Origin of the sequence: Mycobacterium sp. 1164985.4 (assembly GCF_001668575.1) — a bacterium.
Lineage (GTDB): Bacteria > Actinomycetota > Actinomycetes > Mycobacteriales > Mycobacteriaceae > Mycobacterium.
Map to the genome: position 1 here is coordinate 200,927 of NZ_LZMD01000046.1, position 18,062 is coordinate 218,988.

Below are 18,062 nucleotides of genomic sequence, written 5' to 3' on the forward strand. Positions count from 1 at the left end.
CGTAAGCTGAGTGTTTGTGACGATCCCCAACGTGCTGGCCACTCGGTACGCCAGCGAGGAAATGGTGGCGATCTGGTCACCGGAAGCCAAGGTCATCGCGGAGCGCAGGCTCTGGCTGGCGGTACTGCGCGCCCAGGCGGAACTAGGGGTCGACGTGCCCGCCGGAGTGGTCGACGACTACGAGCGGGTGCTCGAACAGGTCGACCTCGAGTCGATCGCGGCACGGGAACGCGTGCTGCGCCACGACGTCAAGGCGCGCATCGAGGAGTTCAACGCCCTGGCGGGCCACGAACACGTCCACAAGGGTATGACCAGTCGCGACCTGACCGAGAACGTCGAACAGCTGCAGATCCGGCGCTCGCTCGAACTCGTGCACTCCCATGCGGTGGCGGTGGTGGCCCGGCTCGCCGAACGCGCGGTGCTGTATCGCGACCTGGTGATGGCCGGCCGCAGCCACAACGTCGCGGCGCAGGCCACCACGCTGGGTAAGCGGTTCGCCTCGGCGGCCGAAGAGCTGTTGATCGCGCTGCAGCGGCTGCGCTCGTTGATCGACCGTTACCCGCTGCGCGGTGTCAAGGGCCCGATGGGCACCGCTCAGGACATGCTGGACCTGTTCGGCGGCGACGCGTCGCGGCTGGCCGAGCTCGAGCGTCGGGTCGCCGAATTCCTGGGTTTCACCGAGATTTTCACCAGCGTGGGGCAGGTGTATCCGCGCTCGCTGGACCACGACGTCGTCTCCGCGCTGGTGCAGGTCGGCGCGGGTCCGTCGTCGCTGGCACACACCATCCGGCTGATGGCCGGCCACGAACTGGTCACCGAGGGCTTCGCACCCGGACAGGTGGGCTCGTCCGCGATGCCGCACAAGATGAACACCCGCTCGTGTGAGCGGGTGAACGGGCTGCAGGTGGTGCTGCGCGGCTACGGCTCGATGGCCGCCGAACTCGCTGGCGCGCAATGGAACGAGGGCGACGTGTTCTGTTCGGTGGTGCGCCGCGTCGCGCTGCCGGACGCGTTCTTCGCCGTCGACGGGCAGATCGAGACGTTCCTGACCGTGCTCGACGAGTTCGGCGCCTACCCCGCGGTGATCCAGCGCGAGCTCGACCGCTACCTGCCCTTCCTGGCGACGACGCGAATCCTGATCGCCGCGGTCCGAGCCGGGGTGGGCCGAGAGACCGCGCACGAGTTGATCAAGGAACACGCCGTCGCGGTGGCGTTGGCGATGCGCGAAAAGGGCCAGGAGCCCGACCTTCTGGACAGGTTGGCGGGCGATTCCCGGCTGCCGCTGGACCGGCCCGCGCTCGATGCGGCGCTCGCCGACAAGCAGGCTTTCACCGGCGCGGCAGGCGACCAGGTGGACCGCGTGGTCGAAGCGGTCGACGAGTTGGTGAGCCGCTATCCCGAAGCGGCCAAATACACTTCGGGTGCCATCTTGTGACGCTGGCCGGGATCGACTTCACCGATCTGGACAACTTCGCGAACGGGTTTCCGCACGAACTGTTCGCGCTGCATCGGCGCGAGGCTCCGGTGTACTGGCATGAGCCGACCGAGCACACGCCCGACGGTGAGGGGTTCTGGTCCGTGGCCACCTACGCCGAAACGCTTGCGGTGTTTCGTGATCCGGAGATCTTCTCATCTGTGACGGGTGGACCCCGGCCCTACGGTGGCACGCTGCTGCAGGACCTGGCGATCGCGGGTCAGGTGCTGAACATGATGGACGACCCACGACATTCGCAGATCCGCCGCTTGGTCAGTTCGGGCCTCACACCGCGGATGATTCGCCGGGTGGAGGATGATCTGCGCGCGCGTGCGCGGCGGTTGTTGGATGCCGTCGAACCCGGGGTGCCCTTCGATTTCCTGGTCGACGTGGCGGCCGAGCTACCGATGCAGATGATCTGCATCCTGTTGGGAGTTCCGGAGTCCGAACGGCATTGGCTGTTTCAGGCGATCGAGCCGCAGTTCGACTTCGGCGGTTCGCGGAAGGCCTCGGTTGGCCAGCTCACCGAGGAAGAGGCCGGTTCGCGAATGTATGCCTATGGTCAGGAGTTGATCGCGGCGAAACGCGCGTCGCCGACCGACGACATGTTGTCGGTGGTCGCGAACGCGTGCATGGATGACACCGTGGACGACGGTGCGCTCGCTCCGCCCGTCCTTTCGGAAATGGAGCTCTACCTGTTCTTCAGTTTGTTGTTCAGCGCGGGCGCGGAGACGACGCGCAACGCGGTCGCCGGCGGGCTGCTCGCATTGATCGAGAACCCGGATTCGCTGAGGGCTCTGCGCGACGATCTGACGTCGCTACCATCGGCGGTCGAGGAGATGGTGCGCTGGTCGTCGCCGTCACCGTCCAAGCGGCGCACCGCAACTCGGGACGTGACGCTGGGGGGATGTCAGATCGAGACCGGTCAGAAAGTGCAGATCTGGGAGGGTTCGGCCAACCGCGACGAGGCCGTGTTCGCCGACGCCGACGTGTTCGACATCGCCCGCAAACCGAATCCGCACCTCGGCTTCGGCCAGGGTGTGCACTACTGCCTCGGGGCCAACCTGGCGCGGCTCGAACTGCGTGTGCTGTTCGAGGAGCTGCTGACGCGGTTCTCCGATGCCCGGCTCGTCAAGCCCGTCGAATGGACGCGCAGTAACCGGCACACCGGCATCCGGCATCTCGTCGTCGAGCTGCGGTGAGCGGCGGGCGGTGAGGCCCGACGCGTTCGCGTTCGTAATGGCGACCGGCATCGTGTCGATCGCCGCGGCCGACCACTGCTACAACTACATCAGCGGTGCGCTGGCCGTGTTGGCCGTTCTCGGGCTGCTGGTTCTCATTGTCGTAGGAGCGATCTCGTGGTCCCGACAGCGCCTGGATCTGTCGGATCCGGACGTCACGATCGGGCTGTTCACGTTCGTTGCGGCCTGCGCGGTGCTCGACAGCCGGCTGATGTCGATCTCGGCGGTGTTGTGGACATTGGCCGCGCCGGCGGCGATGGTGTGGCTGGCGTTGGTGGTGCTGACGGCGCGCAACTTCGCCCGTCGGACGTGGACGGCGTTACAGCGACGGGCGCGAGGAGCATGGGAACTGTGCAGCGTCGGCACCTCGGGTCTGGCGATCGTCGCGGTGGCGCTCGCCCACGACACGGGGTGGCATGTGCTGTTGATGGCCGGTGTGGCGATCTGGGTGTCGGCCCTTGCGTTATATGCCGTCATGACCACGCTGATTCTGGCGCGAGCCTTTTCGGCGCGGCTGGATCCCAGCGGGTTCGAGCCCGACGCGTGGATCTTGATGGGCGGGCTCGCGATCGCCACGCTGGCCGGTGATCACATCCATCGGGCCGGCATCGACGGCGTTCGTACGGTAACGATCACGACGTGGTGCCTGGCATCGCTGTGGATTCCGCCGCTGGTGTACTTCGGTGTCCGTCACATCGAACGCGCGGAGGCGCGGCGTTTCGCCGGGGTGTGGTGGGCGATGGTCTTCCCGTTGGGCATGTATTCGGCGGCTACCCACGCCATGGCGATCGAGACCGGATGGTCTGCGCTGCCCACGATTTCGCAGGTCTTCTTTTGGATCGCATTTGCTGCCTGGATCGTTGTGTCGATCGGAGCGGTGTTGCGGTTGAGGACCGTCGGCGTGCGCGACCTACTCTCGGGGCATGGACACCGATGACGCGAACATGCGGGTTTCGGACGTAGACCGCGAGCACGTGAGGCAGCAGCTCGAACGTGCGGTCGGCCAAGGCATGCTCACGCTCGACGAGTTCAGCGAGCGGTTCGACGTCGTACTGGCCGCGCGCACCCGCGGAGAATTGCGCCAGGTGTTGGCCGACTTGCCCTCGACGGATGCGCTGCGACCGGTGGCGCCTGGTGGCAGCGAACCGATACGCGGCCGGATGTCGTCGATCTCGCGGCGGGGACCGTGGGCGGTGCCGTCGCGCATCGATCTGAACACCAGGATGTGTGACACGACGCTCGACTTCACATCGGCGAAGCTGCAGGGGTCCACCGTCATGCTGGACATCGACGACTACTTCAGCTCGACGGAACTGATCCTGCCCGACGGCGCGACCGTCGACCTCACCGGCGTCGAGACGTTCGCGGGCAGCACCACGCTGAAGGTGCCGCACGGTCCCGCGTCGGATCGGCTACACCTCGTGGTGCGCGGCCGGGTGCGGTTCGGGTCGGTGACGGCGCGGTATCCGTTCGGCCACACCTTGCGGCGCATGCTCGGATGACGGACTCTGGCCCGTCGCGGCGGAGATCTCGGCGATCACCCGCTGCGGATACGCCGTGAGGTCAAGCCAGGTGAAGCGCAACACCTTCCAGCCGTGCAGGGCGATGATGTTCTGACGGTTACGGTCGATCTGGAACACGTCGCTGTCGGTGTGAAACGCCCAGCCGTCGACCTCGATCGCGACCTTCGCCGCCAGGAAGGCGACGTCGACCCTGTAGCCGGCGACGGGGTGGTTCGTCTTCCAGCCGGTGAACCCGGCGTCGCGTAGGAGCTTGACGAGAAGCCGCTCGGCCTGGGAACGCGCACCGTTCTGGGCGCCACGCAGGAGTCGCCGGGCGGCGGGTGAACCGTGTCGACCCTTGTTACGCAGATGCGCACGCCACAGTTGGGCGAGCTCGACGTGACGCTGCAGGGCGGTGTCCATCAGTTTCGGCCCGCCACCGCGGCGGACCGCGGCTTCGACGACCGTCAGCGGCAACGCCGTGACTTGCAGCCCGTCGCGCTCGACGACGTCGCGGGGCGACAGGTCGCGCCTTCGCGCATTCATGCCCGGCCTCGGCCGGAAGTTGCTCACCCTCGGGACGGTGACTTCGACGACCTCGGGAGCGAACTTCGTGATCCCGTGCCACCACGCCGCCGCCAGTCCGCTGGCCGCTGCTCGCGGACCGAACGACCAAACCGAAGCCCTGATACGCGCGGCGTCGCTGAACGGACGATCGTTTACGAAGAAGACGCCAGGCGAGCATCGCCGCCAGTGGCCCGAGCGCACGCGGCGGTTCACCGCATGCCTACTGAGGCCGCACTGTCGCGCTTGCGCCAGCGTGATCACACCGTCGTGACGCCGGAGATGGTCGTCGAGCATGCTCTTTTTCGACGCATCGGCGCCTGCGAATGGTTCCCTCCATGCGATTTGTGCACATTCGCGAGCGGTGAGCGCTCCCGGATGTGCACAAATCGCGGAGATTAGAGGCGGCGGGCGACGCCCGAGGAGCGCAACTCGAGCGCGGCGAGTCCGCGGATCGCGTCGTGGTCGTGCATCCGCCACGCCCCGACAGGGTCGGCGTGGACCGCGACCAGCTTCGCCAGCGGCCGATTGGCCAGTGCCCGCAGCGCCAACAGTTGCTCGCCCGCGGGTGTGCGGGCCAGTGTGAGCGCCGTCCACTTGCGGCGGAAGAACCGCAGCCGCAGGTACAGCCACGGCATCGCGACGAACAGGATCGGCGGCGCGGCCACCGCCAACGCCAGCACCCAGGCCAGCCACGACGCCGTGGTATCGAGGCTGTGGCCGGCGCCGGCGATGTCGAGCGCGGCCTCGCTGGCTGCCCGCAGCGGCTTGCTCAGCGCGTCGCCGATCAGCGGGAAGGAGTCGGTGCGCTCACCCGCGGAGTCGAGGTTGTCGGCCACGCCGTTGGCGCCGGTCTCCACCTGGCGGCCCACGGTGGCGATGGTCGAGACCGCCGAGTGCACCGCCATGCCGACCAGCACCCACACCGTGGTCCAGACGACCACGACGGCGTCGCTGACGAGCTGGGCCATGATGCGCGACGGTGTCGTGGCATAGGGGATAAACCGCGAAGTCATGGCAGTAGATGCTGCCCGATAGGCTGGCCCGATGCGCCCCGCTCTGTCCGACTACGAATATCTGGCCAGCGGCAAGGTTCGCGAACTGTATCGCGTGGACGACGAGACGCTACTCTTCGTGGCCAGCGACCGTATCTCCGCCTACGACTACATCCTCGACTCGCAGATCCCCGATAAGGGCCGCATCCTCACCGCGATGAGCGTGTTCTTCTTCGACCTGCTGAGTCGGACCGCGGGCACACCCAACCATCTCGCCGGTCCTCCCGACGACGAGCGCATTCCCGCCGAGGTGCTGGGCCGCTCGCTGGTGGTACAGGAACTCGAGATGTTGCCGGTGGAGGCGGTGGCCCGCGGCTACCTCACCGGTTCGGGGCTCATCGACTACCAGAAGACCGGAGCGGTGTGCGGTATCGCGCTTCCCGCCGGGCTGGTCGAGGCGAGCAAGTTCGACGAGCCGCTGTTCACCCCGGCGACGAAAGCCGAACTGGGAGAACACGATGAGAACATCTCGTTCGACGCCGTGGTCGAGCTGATCGGTTCGCAGCGCGCCGAGCAGCTGCGGGACCGGACGCTGGAGACCTATCGCCGCGGGGCCGAACACGCGCTGACCAAAGGGATCATCGTCGCCGACACCAAATTCGAGTTCGGTGTCGACAAGGACGGCGAACTGCGACTCGCCGACGAGGTGTTCACCCCCGACTCCAGCAGGTACTGGCGCGCCGACGACTGGAAAGAAGGCGTCGTGCAACAGAGCTTCGACAAGCAATTCGTCCGCAATTGGCTCACGGGTCCGGAGTCGGGATGGGACCGCGCCGGCGGCGCAGCTCCGCCACCGCTGCCCCCAGACGTCGTGCAGGCCACCCGTTCCCGTTACATCGAGGCGTACGAACGTATTTCCGGGCTGAGTTTCGACGATTGGATCGGGGCATGAATCCGCCGGTGGCCAAGCGCGTCGACACCAAACGTGAACACCACGGCGACGTCTTCTGTGACCCCTACGAGTGGCTGCGCGACAAGAACGATCCCGATGTGATCGCGTATCTCGAGGCGGAGAACGCCTACACCGAGCACGTCACCGACCACCTCGCACCACTACGACAGGCCATCTTCGACGAGATCAAGGCCCGCACCAAGGAAACCGACCTGTCGGTGCCGACCAGGCGCGACGCGTGGTGGTACTACGGCCGCAGCTTTGAGGGCAAGCAGTACAGCGTGCACTGCCGTTGCCCGGTCGCCGATCCGGACGACTGGACACCTCCGGTGCTCGACGAGAACACCGAGATCCCGGGCGAGCAGGTGCTGCTCGACGAGAACGTCGAGGCCGAGGGCCACGAATTCTTCTCGCTGGGCGCCGCTTCGGTCAGCCTCGACGGCAACATCCTGGCCTACTCGGTGGACGTCAAGGGCGACGAGCGGTACACCCTGCGGTTCAAGGACTTACGCACCGGTGAGCTATACGAGGACACCATCGTCGGTATCGGCCCCGGTGCGACCTGGGCGGCCGACAACCGCACCGTCTACTACTCGACAGTCGACGAGGCCTGGCGTCCTGACACCATCTGGCGCCATCGACTTGGCTCGGGCCTGCCCGCGCAGAGGGTCTATCACGAACCCGACGAACGGTATTGGCTCGGCGTCGGCCGGACGCGCAGCGATAAATACGTCATGATCGCTGCTGGAAGCGCCGTGACCTCCGAGGTGCGCTACGCCGATGCGACCGACCCGGAGGCCGAGTTCGCCGTTGTGTGGCCGCGCCGCGACTTCGTCGAGTACTCCGTCGAGCACGCCGTCGTGGGTGGTGAGGACCGGTTCCTCATCCTGCACAACGACGGTGCGGTGAACTTCACCCTGGTGGAGGCGCCGGTCAGCGATCCGACCGCGATCCGCACGCTGATCGCGCACCGCGACGACGTCCGCCTCGATTCGGTCGACGCGTTCGAAAAGCACCTCGTCGTCAGCTATCGCAGTGAGGCGCTGCCGAGAATCCAGCTGTGGCCCCTGTATCCGAGCGGCGAGTACGGCCACCCCGAGGACTTCACGTTCGAGTCTGAGTTGACGTCGGCGGGCCTGAGCGCCAACCCCAATTGGAGCGCTCCCAAACTGCGCATCGGCGCCACCTCGTACACAACACCCGTACGCATCTACGACGTCGATCTCGCCACCGGCGATCGGACGCTGCTGCGCGAGCAGCCCGTCCTCGGCGACTACCGGCCCGAAGACTATGTCGAGCGTCGCGATTGGGCGATCGCGCGCGACGGTGTGCGGGTACCGATCTCGATCGTTCACAAGATCGGGCTGCAGTATCCGGCGCCCACGCTGCTGTACGGATACGGCGCCTACGAGGCTTGCGAAGACCCGCGGTTCTCGATCGCGCGGCTCTCGCTGCTCGACCGCGGGATGGTGTTCGCGGTGGCCCACGTGCGGGGCGGCGGCGAGCTCGGCCGGCCGTGGTACGAGCACGGCAAGATGCTCGAGAAGAAGAACAGCTTCACCGACTTCGTAGACGTCGCAGCGCATCTCGTGCAGACCGACATCACCCGTCCTGAGAACCTGGTGGCGTACGGCGGCAGCGCAGGCGGTCTGCTGGTCGGCGCGGTGGCCAACATGGCGCCGGAGCTGTTCGCCGGCATCCTCGCTGTGGTGCCGTTCGTCGATCCCCTCACCACGATCCTCGACCCCTCGCTGCCGTTGACTGTCACCGAATGGGACGAGTGGGGAAACCCGTTGGAGAACAAGGACGTCTACGAGTACATGAGGTCCTACTCGCCGTACGAGAACGTCGAAGCCAAGGACTACCCGCGAATTCTCGCGATGACGTCGTTGAACGACACCCGCGTGTACTACGTCGAGCCGGCGAAATGGATTGCCGCCCTGCGCCACACCAAGACCGACAACCATCCCGTGCTGTTGAAGACCGAGATGAATGCCGGCCATGGCGGTATCAGCGGACGCTATGAACGCTGGAAGGAAACCGCATTCCAGTACGCCTGGCTACTGGACGCTGCCCACGCCGATCACGAGCGCCGCCCCTAGAAAGACGATCTGCTCGGCGGTACGCAGATCCAGCCGGGTCGTCATCGACTTCGGCGGGTTCGGCATCCGTGACGCGTAGATGTTGGCCGGGAACATCGCGATCATCAACACGAAGAGGCAGAGGGCCGCGGTTACCCGGGTGGGCGGATAGAGCAGGCCGACCGCGCCGGCGATCTCGAGCACCCCGGTGAGGGTCACCAGCGACGCCGGGGCGGGCAATCGCGGCGGCACGATCGCGATCATGTCGCGGCGCAGCGGATTGACGAAGTGGGCGAACCCGGTGACCACGAACATCGCGGCCAGCCCGACGGCGACGGCGGACGGCCAGCTGTCCACGTATTCCACGCCCAGCCAGCCGACCAGCCGTGCGCCGAGCGTCCCCAGTATCAGCGTGACGATGACGGCCATGATTCACTCCAATCTTGACAGTGACAAGTTCCAACGGTAGGCAAGAAACTAGGCACTGTCAAGATTTCCGGTACGATGCCCGAATGAGCAGGACGTCCTATCACCACGGCGACCTGAAGGCCGTCATCCTCGCCGAAGCGGCAAGCCTGGTGGCCGAACGGGGTGCCGACGGAATCTCGCTGCGCGAACTCGCGCGGGTAGCGGGGGTGTCGCACGCCGCGCCCGCGCACCACTTCACCGATCGCCGTGGGTTGTTCACCGCGCTGGCCGCCGAGGGCTGGCGCATGCTCGCCGCGGCGCTGTCCGAGGCCGGCCCGGAATTCATCGACGCCGCACTGGCATACGTGCGCTTCGCGCTCGACCACCCCGGCCACTACGCGGTCATGTTCGACCGGGCGCTCGTCGACCCGGACAACGCGGAGCTGAAAGCCGCCCAGGATGCGGCGGGGGCGGAACTGCGGCAGGGTGTCGGCACCCTCGACGATCCGCGCGCCGCGCAGGACCCTCAGGCCGCCGCGTTGGCGGCCTGGTCTCTGGTACACGGATTTTCGCTGCTGTGGCTGAACAAGGCGATCGACGCCGACGGCGATGCGCTGGCGACCGTGCACCGGGTCGCGGGCATGCTGTTCGAGACCGGGTAACGTGCGGGCATGACCGACACTCCGCTGACCGATATCGCTGTGACCACGCTCGACGGCCGCCAGACCACGCTCGGCGAGCTGGCCGACGGCGCCGCACTGGTGGTCAACGTCGCCTCGAAATGCGGTCTCACACCGCAGTACACAGCGCTCGAACAGTTGGCCAAGGATTACCGAGACCGCGGGCTCACGGTCGTCGGCGTGCCGTGCAACCAGTTCATGGGTCAAGAGCCCGGCACGGCCGAGGAAATTCAGGAGTTCTGTTCGACGACGTACGGCGTGACGTTCCCGTTGCTCGCCAAGACCGATGTCAACGGCGCCGACCGGCATCCGCTGTATGCCGAGCTGACGAAGACACCCGACGACGGCGGCGAGGCCGGCGACATCCAGTGGAACTTCGAGAAGTTCCTGCTCGCGCCGGGCGGCAAGGTCGTCAAGCGGTTCCGGCCCCGCACCGAGCCCGACGCACCCGAGGTGATCGCGGCCATCGAAGACGTCCTGCCGCGCTAGCCCGTCGGCTGCCTGACGTCGTAATGGCATCCGCCGCTTGGCCCGTCCCGCTAACGTGGCGGCCATGGCAGATGCTGACGTCATCGTCGTGGGAGCCGGGCTGGCGGGTCTGGTGGCGGCCTGCGAACTCGTCGAACGCGGCCGACGCGTACTGATCGTCGACCAGGAGAACGCCAACAACATCGGCGGTCAGGCGTTCTGGTCGTTCGGCGGGCTCTTCTTCGTAGACAGCCCGGAGCAACGGCGGATGGGCATCCGCGACAGCCATGAGTTGGCGTTGCAGGACTGGCTGGGCTCAGCGGGATTCGACCGCCCGGAGGATCACTGGCCGCGGCAGTGGGCTCATGCCTACGTCGATTTCGCCGCGGGGGAGAAGCGCGGTTGGCTGCGCGAGCGCGGCCTGCAGACGTTCCCGCTCGTCGGGTGGGCCGAACGCGGTGGATACGACGCGCGCGGACACGGCAACTCGGTGCCGCGGTTCCACATCACCTGGGGCACCGGCCCGGCGATCGTCGACATCTTCGCGCGCCGCCTCACCGGGCGAGCCCGGTATGCGCACCGGCACAGGGTCGACGAGCTCATCGTCGAGAACGGCGCCGTCGTCGGCGTGCGCGGAACGGTGCTCGAGCCGTCTGGCGTGGCCCGAGGTGTCGCCACGTCGCGAGAGCCCGTCGGAGAGTTCGAGTTTCGCGCACAAGCGGTGATCGTCGCCAGTGGCGGCATCGGCGGCAACCACGACCTGGTGCGGCAGAACTGGCCCAAGCGGATGGGCCGGGTACCCGAACAGTTGCTGTCCGGTGTGCCCGCACATGTCGACGGTCGAATGATCGGCATCACCGAGGCTGCGGGGGCACGCGTGATCAACAGCGACCGCATGTGGCACTACACCGAGGGCATCACCAACTACGATCCCATCTGGCCGCTGCACGGCATCCGCATCCTGCCCGGGCCGTCGTCATTGTGGTTGGACGCCAACGGCAATCGCCTGCCGTCCCCGTTGTACCCGGGTTTCGACACGCTCGGCACGCTGGAGCACATCGCGCAGACGGGCCAGGACTACACATGGTTCATCCTCAACGCCCGGATCATCGCCAAGGAGTTCGCGCTCTCGGGTCAGGAGCAGAACCCGGACCTGACCGGTCGCAGCATCCGCGACGTGTTGTCGCGGGTCCGCCCCGGGGCGCCGGCACCGGTGCAGGCGTTCGTCGACCGCGGCGTCGACTTCGTCAGCGCGGATTCGTTGCGTGATCTGGTCTCGTCAATGAATGCCGTCCCGGACGTGCTGCCGCTGGACTACGCGACGGTCGAGGCCGAGGTCACCGCGCGTGACCGGGAGGTCGCCAACAAGTTCACCAAGGACATGCAGATCGCCTCGATCCGCGTCGCACGCAACTATCTCGGTGACCGGGTGAGCCGTGTCGTCGCGCCGCACCGGCTGACCGACCCCAAGGCCGGACCGCTGATCGCGGTGAAGCTGCACATCCTGACGCGAAAGTCGTTGGGCGGATTGGAAACCGACCTCGACGCCCGCGTGCTCAAATCCGACGGAAGCGCGTTCGACGGGCTATACGCCGCAGGCGAGGCGGCGGGATTCGGCGGCGGCGGCGTGCACGGCTACCGATCGCTGGAGGGCACCTTCCTCGGCGGCTGCGTGTTCTCCGGACGGGCCGCGGGCCGCGCCGCCGCGCGCGATACGGCCTGATTCAGAATTCCGTGCCGTTCTCCGGTTCGAGCACCTGGAAGTCGGTGTCGGTCATCTCCGTCAGGCGACCGTAGAAGATCCCGCGAGCACTCGGGTCGATGATGCCCTGGTGGATGGGCACCGCATGCGTCGGCGCCACCGCGCGCAGGTAGTCCACCGCCTCGGAGATCTTCATCCAGGGCGCCGCGGCGGGCGTGGCGAGCACGTCGACGGGTTCGCCGGGCGCGAACAGTGCGTCGCCGGGATGCATGAGCCGGGCTCGATGGGTGCCGTCGTCCACGAGGTAGGAGATGTTGTCGATGACCGGAATCTCAGGGTGGATGACCGCGTGCTTGCCGCCGACCCCGCGTACGGTGAGGTGATCGATGGTGAGGACGTCGCCGACGCTGACCGCGCGCCACGGCTCGCCCAGCTGTGCGGCGGTCTGCGGGTCGGCGTACAGGGCGGCCTGCGGGTTGGCCTCGAGCAGCGCGGGCAGCCGGTCGGTGTCGGCGTGGTCGGGGTGCTGATGGGTGATCAGGATCGCCGACAGGCCGGTGATGCCTTCGAATCCGTGCGAAAAAACACCCGGGTCGAACAGGATCGTCGCTTCACCACCGGATTCGCCCTTGAAATTGGCCAGTAAGCATGAATGTCCGAAATGGGTCAATTGCATGCCTATATTGTGGCGGCGCAGGCCGTCTTCAGGGGGTACTTGAGTCGTGCGATTGGTGCTTGCGGTGGCCCTCGCGACGTTCGGCCTGGCGTTGACCGCCGGCCCCGTACCCGCCCCGTCATCGCGGGCGGTGCCGGGCGTGTGCCCGCCGATCTGCGACGCGATACCCGACGTCGCGTGGCCGCAATCCGACGCGCTTCCCCTGTTTCCGGTGTACCGCTGGCCGGGGCTGGCGGGTCTGGCCGTCAACGCGCCGGCGCCGCGGTTCATGTTCGAGGAGCTCTGCGCCAGCCCGCCGCTGCCGGGCGACCCGCGCGACTACGTTGTGGCGTCCCGTGCGCAGGTCAACAATCCCGCTGGTCAGTGGCAGTTGCGGGCGCAGGTGCTGCACTGGCGCGGCGATGTCGCGTACAACGGCCCGCTCACAACGTCGGTGCTCGATTCGGCGCAGAGTCGTCTGCGAACGTGTCAGCTGACCGCCCCGTTGGTGTCGCCGTCGATCACGACGGCCGAACCCGACCGGATGGCGGCGGTTATCAGCGTCGCCGGCCAGAGAGTGGTGCGCCAGTACCTGCTGGCCCACCCGACCAGCGGCAGCATCGTCGAGCTCGCGCTGTGGTCGACGCTACCTCTGCAGGTGCCTTGGCCCGCAGTGTCGGACGCGCAGGTTCTCGACGCGCTGGCGAGCCCGTTGTGCGAGGCCTACCTCGGTTCGTGCCGGTGAGTCGCGCGCGCTCCAACCGCCGGTACAGTTGACGCGTGGCAAGGGTGGTGGTGCACGTGATGCCCAAGGCGGAGATCCTCGATCCGCAGGGGCAGGCGATCGTCGGCGCGTTGGGTCGTCTGGGCTTCAACGGCGTCTCAGATGTACGGCAGGGCAAGCGTTTTGAGCTCGAGGTCGATGACAGCATCGACGACGCCACCCTGGCCGAGATCGCGGAGTCGCTGCTGGCGAACACCGTGATCGAGGACTGGTCGGTGAGTAGGGAGCAACCATGACCGCTCGTGTGGGCGTCATCACATTTCCGGGCACGCTCGACGACGTCGATGCGGCGCGCGCGGTCCGACTGGCGGGCGCCGAGGCCGTTCCGCTGTGGCACGCCGACGCCGACCTGAAGAACGTCGACGCCGTCGTGGTGCCCGGCGGCTTTTCCTACGGCGACTATCTGCGCGCGGGCGCGATCGCCAAATTCGCGCCGGTGATGGGTGAGGTTGTCCGCGGTGCCGAGCGTGGTATGCCAGTGTTGGGCATTTGCAACGGTTTTCAGGTGCTGTGCGAGGCCGGTCTGCTGCCGGGCGCGTTGACCCGCAACGTCGGGCTGCATTTCGTGTGCCGCGACATCTGGCTGGAGGTGGCGTCGAACACCTCGGCGTGGACGACGCGATTCGAGAAGGGCGCCGATCTACTGATCCCGCTGAAGTCCGGCGAGGGCCGTTATGTCGCTAGCGACCAGGTGCTCGACGAACTCGAGGGTGAAGGCCGGGTGGTGTTCCGCTATCGCGACAACCCCAACGGCTCCCAGCGCAACATCGCGGGCATCAGCTCGGCCAACGGCCGCGTCGTCGGCCTGATGCCGCACCCCGAGCACGCCACGGAGGCGCTCACCGGACCATCCGACGACGGCCTCGGCCTGTTCTACTCCGCGCTGGACGCGGTGCTGACACCCGCCTGACGTCATCACATGCGCGCTCGGCGGCCAGCGAGCGTGCGCAAAGCGTCGAAATTCCGCGGCGTGTCGTGTGCAAACACGCACGCTCGCGTCATAAGGGCTAGGGCGTCAGGGCGACCGAGGCTTCGGCGGTGTAGCACAGGAACGTCAGCGTCTCCTCCAGATACAGCTGGACGGAGCCCGCATCGTGCGACAAGTAGCCGATCGACACGTCCGTGCCCAGCTGCAGGTCGAAATCGCCGCCACGCGTTGACAATACGAACGCGCCGTCGATCGCCGGCGCCCAGATGATCTCGCCGTCGACCAGCCGGTTGAGGTGCTCGCGGATCGGATAGCCGTGCTGTGTCGTCTCGCTGACCTTGGTGTACACATCGGCCGACAGGAGCACCGAGTACGGTCCGTCGACACCGCTGAGCCGCAACTCCGACAACGCCTGGGAGATGACGTCGGGGATGTCGCGCTCGTCGTCGGGCAGTGCGAGCGCGGTGTTCGAACTGCAGGCCCGGATGCCTTCGATCGCCGCCGCCTCGTACCCCTCGAAGATCGCGCGGTCCTCGGCGAACGCCAGTTTCATTGCGGCGTCCTTGACCGGGTCCCAATCCGAATCCTGCGAACCACGTTCCACATCGTCGATTGCTGTGCGAGACACCGTGAACGGCACGCGCAACCGGACCAACGGCTTGGCCTCCCGCAGATGCGCCACCACACCGTCGCCGGGCGGTGTCACGTCGCGCAGATGGCCCGTGCTGACCGCGGCGGTGGTCGGTCCGCCGGGCTCGCTGACATCGACCACGCGCCGACCAGCGATGTGGCGCTTGAACGTTCGTGCCGCTTCGAGTTCGATCTCGGCCCACGCCTCCTGAGTGATCGGTGCCAGATCGCGGTACAGGTTGTTCATCAGCGGGTTCCTTTCAGGCTGCCGATGCCGAGCGAGCCCTCGTACTCGGCGGGAGTTGTCACGGTCGCCGTCGGTGCGCCGTCATCGTCTGCGACCGAACCGGGCAGTGGGGGAGGATCGTCGAGGAAGTCGACGGTCGGAGTGAAGAACATGCTGCCGGTCAACGCGGTCGAGAAGTCCAGGATGCGATCGGTGTTCCCCGGCGGGTCGCCGATGAACATGTTGTCGAGCATCCGTTCGGTGACCGACGGCGTGCGCGAATAGCCGATGTAATAGGTGCCGAACTCGCCCTTGCCGATCTCGCCGAAGGGCATGTTGTGTCGGATGATCTTCAGTTCGTTGCCGTCGTCGTCCTCGATCACGTTGAGCGCGACATGCGAATTGGCCGGTTTGACGGCGTCGTCGAGCTCGATGTCGTCGAGCTTGGTGCGGCCGATGACCCGCTCCTGCTCTTCCACCGACAGCGAGTTCCACGCCGCCATGTTGTGCACGTACTTCTGCACGTGCACGTAGCAACCGCCCGCGAAAACGGGATCCTCGTCGGCAATCTGGGTGGCCGCGCGGGCGAGCGGACCGTCCGGGTTCTCGGTACCGTCGACGAAACCCATCAGGTCACGGTTGTCGAAGAACTTGAAACCGTGAGTCTCGTCGACGATGGTGATCGCGCCTTCCATGGCCTCGACCAGTTTGGTGGCCAGTTCGAAACACACGTCCATCGATTCGGCGCGGATGTGGAACAGCAGGTCGCCCTCGGTGGCCGGCGCGTGGTGACGGTCGCCGCGAATCTCGACGAACGGATGCAGTTCGGCCGGCCGCGGACCGCTGAACAGCCGGTCCCAGACGTCCGAACCGATCGACGTCACCGCCGACAGCCGCTTGGCCGGATCGCGGAATCCGATGGCCCGCACCAGCCCCGAGATGTCCGGAAGCGCATCGTGCACGGTCGCCTCCCCGCCGTCGACGATGGTCGCCACCAGGAAGACCGCCGCAGGCGTCAACGGTTCGAGCACCGGTTGCGGTTGAATCTCGGGCACAACAGGACCCTATCGCCAAACGATCTTGAATCACCCGCAAAGATGAAGAGATGGCAGCTAGCCCCCAGAGCCTGTGCGAGTTCATCGACGCGTCCCCGTCGCCATACCACGCCTGCGAAACGGCGGCGGCCCGCCTGCGCGACGCGGGTTTTCGCGAGCTCGCCGAAGCCGACACATGGCCCACCCACGGCGACTTCTTCGTCCTGCGAGCCGGATCGCTGATCGCCTGGCGGACGAAACCGGCCAGACGAAACGCGTCGTTCCGCATCGTCGGCGCCCACACCGACAGCCCGAACCTGCGCGTCAAACAGTACCCCGACCGGTTCGTCTCGGGATGGCGCGTCGTCGCGCTCGCGCCGTACGGCGGTGCGTGGCTGAACTCGTGGCTGGACCGCGACCTCGGCATCAGCGGGCGGCTGTCGGTGCTCACCGGCAGCGGGTTGGAGCATCGGCTCATCCGCATCGACGAACCGATCCTGCGGGTGCCGCAGCTGGCCATCCACCTCGCCGAGGACCGCAAGGCCGTCGAGCTCAATCCGCAGCGCCACGTCAACGCGGTGTGGGGTGCGGGCAGCGGACCCCGCTCCTTCTCCGCCTTCGTCGCCGAGCGTGCCGGGGTGGCCACCGACGACGTGCTGGGCGCCGATCTGATGACACACGATCTGACACCGTCGCGGCTCGTCGGCGCTGACGGCGACCTGGTCAGCGCGCCACGGTTGGACAACCAGGCGACCTGCTACGCCGGGCTGGAAGCGTTCCTGGCGGCCGACCCCGGCGCGCACACACCGGTGCTGGTCCTGTTCGACCACGAAGAGGTCGGCTCACAGTCCGATCATGGCGCCCAGTCCGATCTGCTGTTGACCGTCCTCGAGCGCATCACGCTCAGCGAGGGCGGCGGCCGCGAGGACTTCCTGCGTCGGCTGCCCGGCTCCATGGTGGCGTCCGGCGACATGGCCCATGCCACGCATCCGAACTACCCGGACCGTCACGAGCCGGGGCACCTCATCGAGGTCAACGCCGGTCCGGTGCTCAAGGTGCAGCCGAACCTGCGGTACGCCACCGACGGACGCACCGCAGCCGCGTTCGCGTTGGCGTGCGCGCAGGCCGGGGTCCCGTTGCAGCGCTACGAACACCGCGCCGATCTGCCGTGCGGGTCGACGGTCGGACCGATGACGGCGGCCCGCACCGGAATCCCGACCGTCGACGTGGGCGCACCGCAGCTGGCCATGCATTCGGCGCGCGAGGTGATGGGCGCCGAGGACGTCGTCGCTTACGCCGCGGCGTTGGCGGCGTTCCTGTCGCCGCGCTGATCTAGGGTCGGCGCCATGACCCTCGCCATGGTGAACGTCACCTTCGACAGCACCGACCCCGACCGGCTCGCCGAGTGGTGGGCCCGCGCCCTTGGTGGGCAGGTAAACCCGTTGGCACCAGGATTTTTCGTCACCGTCTCCCGTCCCGACGGCGGTCCCGGTCTCGGCTTCCAGAAGGTCGACGACCCAACGCCGGGCAAGAACCGCGTCCACCTCGACTTCGGCTCCACCGACGCCGAGGCCGAGGTCAAGCGGCTGGTCGAACTCGGCGCCACCGAAACGGGACGGCACAGCATGGGCGAGTTCGGCTGGGTGGTGCTCGCCGACCCGGACGGCAACGCATTCTGCATCGGTTCCGCCGACCATCCCTGACCGATCCGGTCCGTCGCCGGGTAGCGATACCGAAC

At 67.1% G+C, this 18,062-nt stretch carries 20 protein-coding genes; 14 read left to right on the forward strand and 6 right to left on the reverse strand.

The features are described from left to right. The first annotated feature begins 16 nt into the window (after positions 1–16). From purB to A5650_RS07360, 4 genes are read left to right on the forward strand one after another with little or no spacing between them, the layout of a single operon-like run. The gene (gene purB, locus A5650_RS07345; RefSeq protein WP_067288227.1) at positions 17–1,435 is read left to right on the forward strand and encodes an adenylosuccinate lyase; all 1,419 of its coding nucleotides are present in this window, start codon (positions 17–19) and stop codon (positions 1,433–1,435) included. After that, the gene (locus tag A5650_RS07350; RefSeq protein ID WP_067288230.1) at positions 1,432–2,676 is read left to right on the forward strand and encodes a cytochrome P450; all 1,245 of its coding nucleotides are present in this window, start codon (positions 1,432–1,434) and stop codon (positions 2,674–2,676) included. Before purB ends, A5650_RS07350 begins: the two co-directional genes overlap by 4 nt. Positions 2,677–2,686: 10 nt before the next feature. After that, positions 2,687–3,652, forward strand: a complete 966-nt coding sequence (locus A5650_RS07355; protein ID WP_231992558.1) for a tellurite resistance/C4-dicarboxylate transporter family protein — start codon at positions 2,687–2,689, stop codon at positions 3,650–3,652. After that, on the forward strand, positions 3,639–4,217 hold the full coding sequence (locus tag A5650_RS07360; RefSeq protein WP_067288232.1) for a DUF1707 SHOCT-like domain-containing protein: 579 nt from the start codon (positions 3,639–3,641) through the stop codon (positions 4,215–4,217). Before A5650_RS07355 ends, A5650_RS07360 begins: the two co-directional genes overlap by 14 nt. Here the strand turns inward: A5650_RS07360 and A5650_RS07365 are convergent. Both A5650_RS07365 and A5650_RS07370 read right to left on the reverse strand, forming a co-directional pair. Beyond that, complete coding sequence (locus A5650_RS07365) at positions 4,128–5,078, reverse strand: type IV toxin-antitoxin system AbiEi family antitoxin domain-containing protein (protein ID WP_082950643.1); 951 nt, start codon at positions 5,076–5,078, stop codon at positions 4,128–4,130. The genes A5650_RS07360 and A5650_RS07365 overlap by 90 nt on opposite strands. 101 nt (positions 5,079–5,179) lie before the next feature. Next, positions 5,180–5,797, reverse strand: coding sequence for a hypothetical protein (locus A5650_RS07370; RefSeq protein WP_067288235.1), 618 nt, complete (start codon positions 5,795–5,797; stop codon positions 5,180–5,182). A gap of 31 nt (positions 5,798–5,828) precedes the next feature. Between A5650_RS07370 and A5650_RS07375 the strand changes: the two genes are divergently transcribed. Both A5650_RS07375 and A5650_RS07380 read left to right on the forward strand, forming a co-directional pair. Further along, positions 5,829–6,728, forward strand: a complete 900-nt coding sequence (locus tag A5650_RS07375) for a phosphoribosylaminoimidazolesuccinocarboxamide synthase (RefSeq protein ID WP_067288240.1) — start codon at positions 5,829–5,831, stop codon at positions 6,726–6,728. Further along, on the forward strand, positions 6,725–8,830 hold the full coding sequence (locus A5650_RS07380; protein ID WP_067288242.1) for a S9 family peptidase: 2,106 nt from the start codon (positions 6,725–6,727) through the stop codon (positions 8,828–8,830). The genes A5650_RS07375 and A5650_RS07380 overlap by 4 nt, the downstream gene beginning before the upstream one ends. Here the strand turns inward: A5650_RS07380 and A5650_RS07385 are convergent. Beyond that, complete coding sequence (locus A5650_RS07385) at positions 8,789–9,238, reverse strand: DoxX family protein (protein WP_067288245.1); 450 nt, start codon at positions 9,236–9,238, stop codon at positions 8,789–8,791. The genes A5650_RS07380 and A5650_RS07385 overlap by 42 nt on opposite strands. 83 nt (positions 9,239–9,321) lie before the next feature. Here A5650_RS07385 and A5650_RS07390 point away from each other — a divergent pair, with 83 nt between their 5' ends. The 3 genes from A5650_RS07390 to A5650_RS07400 all read left to right on the forward strand — a co-directional run bounded on the left by A5650_RS07390 (position 9,322) and on the right by A5650_RS07400 (position 12,088). After that, positions 9,322–9,879: a TetR/AcrR family transcriptional regulator gene (locus A5650_RS07390; protein WP_067288247.1), complete on the forward strand. Its 558-nt coding sequence runs from the start codon at positions 9,322–9,324 to the stop codon at positions 9,877–9,879. Between the two features lie 9 nt (positions 9,880–9,888). Further along, positions 9,889–10,386: a glutathione peroxidase gene (locus A5650_RS07395; protein ID WP_067288250.1), complete on the forward strand. Its 498-nt coding sequence runs from the start codon at positions 9,889–9,891 to the stop codon at positions 10,384–10,386. Positions 10,387–10,450: 64 nt separating this feature from the next. Further along, positions 10,451–12,088 carry an FAD-binding dehydrogenase gene (locus tag A5650_RS07400; protein WP_067288520.1) on the forward strand — a complete coding sequence of 546 codons (1,638 nt, stop codon included), beginning with the start codon at positions 10,451–10,453 and terminating at the stop codon, positions 12,086–12,088. Between the two features lies 1 nt (position 12,089). On the opposite strand, the gene A5650_RS07405 is transcribed toward A5650_RS07400, so the two are convergent. Continuing rightward, on the reverse strand, positions 12,090–12,743 hold the full coding sequence (locus tag A5650_RS07405; protein ID WP_067288252.1) for an MBL fold metallo-hydrolase: 654 nt from the start codon (positions 12,741–12,743) through the stop codon (positions 12,090–12,092). Positions 12,744–12,789: 46 nt separating this feature from the next. On the opposite strand from A5650_RS07405, the gene A5650_RS07410 reads away from it, so the two are divergent. The 3 genes from A5650_RS07410 to purQ are packed head-to-tail and all read left to right on the forward strand — an operon-like array spanning position 12,790 to position 14,416. After that, positions 12,790–13,467 (forward strand): ATPase, encoded by a 678-nt coding sequence (locus tag A5650_RS07410; RefSeq protein WP_067288254.1) that lies wholly within the window; start codon positions 12,790–12,792, stop codon positions 13,465–13,467. A 35-nt stretch (positions 13,468–13,502) separates the two neighbouring features. Further along, a complete protein-coding gene (gene purS, locus A5650_RS07415; RefSeq protein WP_067288256.1) occupies positions 13,503–13,742 on the forward strand; it encodes a phosphoribosylformylglycinamidine synthase subunit PurS in 240 nt (79 codons plus the stop codon). Beyond that, positions 13,739–14,416, forward strand: a complete 678-nt coding sequence (gene purQ / locus A5650_RS07420) for a phosphoribosylformylglycinamidine synthase subunit PurQ (RefSeq protein ID WP_067288258.1) — start codon at positions 13,739–13,741, stop codon at positions 14,414–14,416. Before purS ends, purQ begins: the two co-directional genes overlap by 4 nt. Positions 14,417–14,513: 97 nt before the next feature. Here purQ and A5650_RS07425 read toward each other — a convergent pair whose 3' ends face one another. Both A5650_RS07425 and A5650_RS07430 read right to left on the reverse strand, forming a co-directional pair. Then, on the reverse strand, positions 14,514–15,311 hold the full coding sequence (locus A5650_RS07425) for a family 1 encapsulin nanocompartment shell protein (protein ID WP_067288261.1): 798 nt from the start codon (positions 15,309–15,311) through the stop codon (positions 14,514–14,516). Further along, complete coding sequence (locus tag A5650_RS07430) at positions 15,311–16,345, reverse strand: Dyp-type peroxidase (protein ID WP_067288264.1); 1,035 nt, start codon at positions 16,343–16,345, stop codon at positions 15,311–15,313. The genes A5650_RS07425 and A5650_RS07430 overlap by 1 nt, the downstream gene beginning before the upstream one ends. Before the next feature lie 50 nt (positions 16,346–16,395). On the opposite strand from A5650_RS07430, the gene A5650_RS07435 reads away from it, so the two are divergent. Together A5650_RS07435 and A5650_RS07440 are read left to right on the forward strand one after the other, a co-directional pair. After that, positions 16,396–17,655, forward strand: a complete 1,260-nt coding sequence (locus A5650_RS07435) for a M18 family aminopeptidase (RefSeq protein ID WP_067288267.1) — start codon at positions 16,396–16,398, stop codon at positions 17,653–17,655. A gap of 15 nt (positions 17,656–17,670) precedes the next feature. Then, positions 17,671–18,027 carry a VOC family protein gene (locus A5650_RS07440; RefSeq protein WP_067288271.1) on the forward strand — a complete coding sequence of 119 codons (357 nt, stop codon included), beginning with the start codon at positions 17,671–17,673 and terminating at the stop codon, positions 18,025–18,027. Positions 18,028–18,062 lie beyond the last annotated feature (35 nt).

What these genes read in the sequence shown, in the direction of transcription:
- A5650_RS07360 (WP_067288232.1), top strand. Translation starts at nt 3,639, where the DNA reads ATGGACACCGATGACGCGAACATGCGGGTTTCGGACGTAGACCGCGAG.
- A5650_RS07365 (WP_082950643.1), bottom strand. Translation starts at nt 5,078, where the DNA reads ATGCTCGACGACCATCTCCGGCGTCACGACGGTGTGATCACGCTGGCG.
- A5650_RS07370 (WP_067288235.1), bottom strand. Translation starts at nt 5,797, where the DNA reads ATGACTTCGCGGTTTATCCCCTATGCCACGACACCGTCGCGCATCATG.
- A5650_RS07375 (WP_067288240.1), top strand. Translation starts at nt 5,829, where the DNA reads ATGCGCCCCGCTCTGTCCGACTACGAATATCTGGCCAGCGGCAAGGTT.
- A5650_RS07380 (WP_067288242.1), top strand. Translation starts at nt 6,725, where the DNA reads ATGAATCCGCCGGTGGCCAAGCGCGTCGACACCAAACGTGAACACCAC.
- A5650_RS07385 (WP_067288245.1), bottom strand. Translation starts at nt 9,238, where the DNA reads ATGGCCGTCATCGTCACGCTGATACTGGGGACGCTCGGCGCACGGCTG.
- A5650_RS07390 (WP_067288247.1), top strand. Translation starts at nt 9,322, where the DNA reads ATGAGCAGGACGTCCTATCACCACGGCGACCTGAAGGCCGTCATCCTC.
- A5650_RS07395 (WP_067288250.1), top strand. Translation starts at nt 9,889, where the DNA reads ATGACCGACACTCCGCTGACCGATATCGCTGTGACCACGCTCGACGGC.
- A5650_RS07400 (WP_067288520.1), top strand. Translation starts at nt 10,451, where the DNA reads ATGGCAGATGCTGACGTCATCGTCGTGGGAGCCGGGCTGGCGGGTCTG.
- A5650_RS07405 (WP_067288252.1), bottom strand. Translation starts at nt 12,743, where the DNA reads ATGCAATTGACCCATTTCGGACATTCATGCTTACTGGCCAATTTCAAG.
- purQ (WP_067288258.1), top strand. Translation starts at nt 13,739, where the DNA reads ATGACCGCTCGTGTGGGCGTCATCACATTTCCGGGCACGCTCGACGAC.
- A5650_RS07425 (WP_067288261.1), bottom strand. Translation starts at nt 15,311, where the DNA reads ATGAACAACCTGTACCGCGATCTGGCACCGATCACTCAGGAGGCGTGG.
- A5650_RS07435 (WP_067288267.1), top strand. Translation starts at nt 16,396, where the DNA reads ATGGCAGCTAGCCCCCAGAGCCTGTGCGAGTTCATCGACGCGTCCCCG.
- A5650_RS07440 (WP_067288271.1), top strand. Translation starts at nt 17,671, where the DNA reads ATGACCCTCGCCATGGTGAACGTCACCTTCGACAGCACCGACCCCGAC.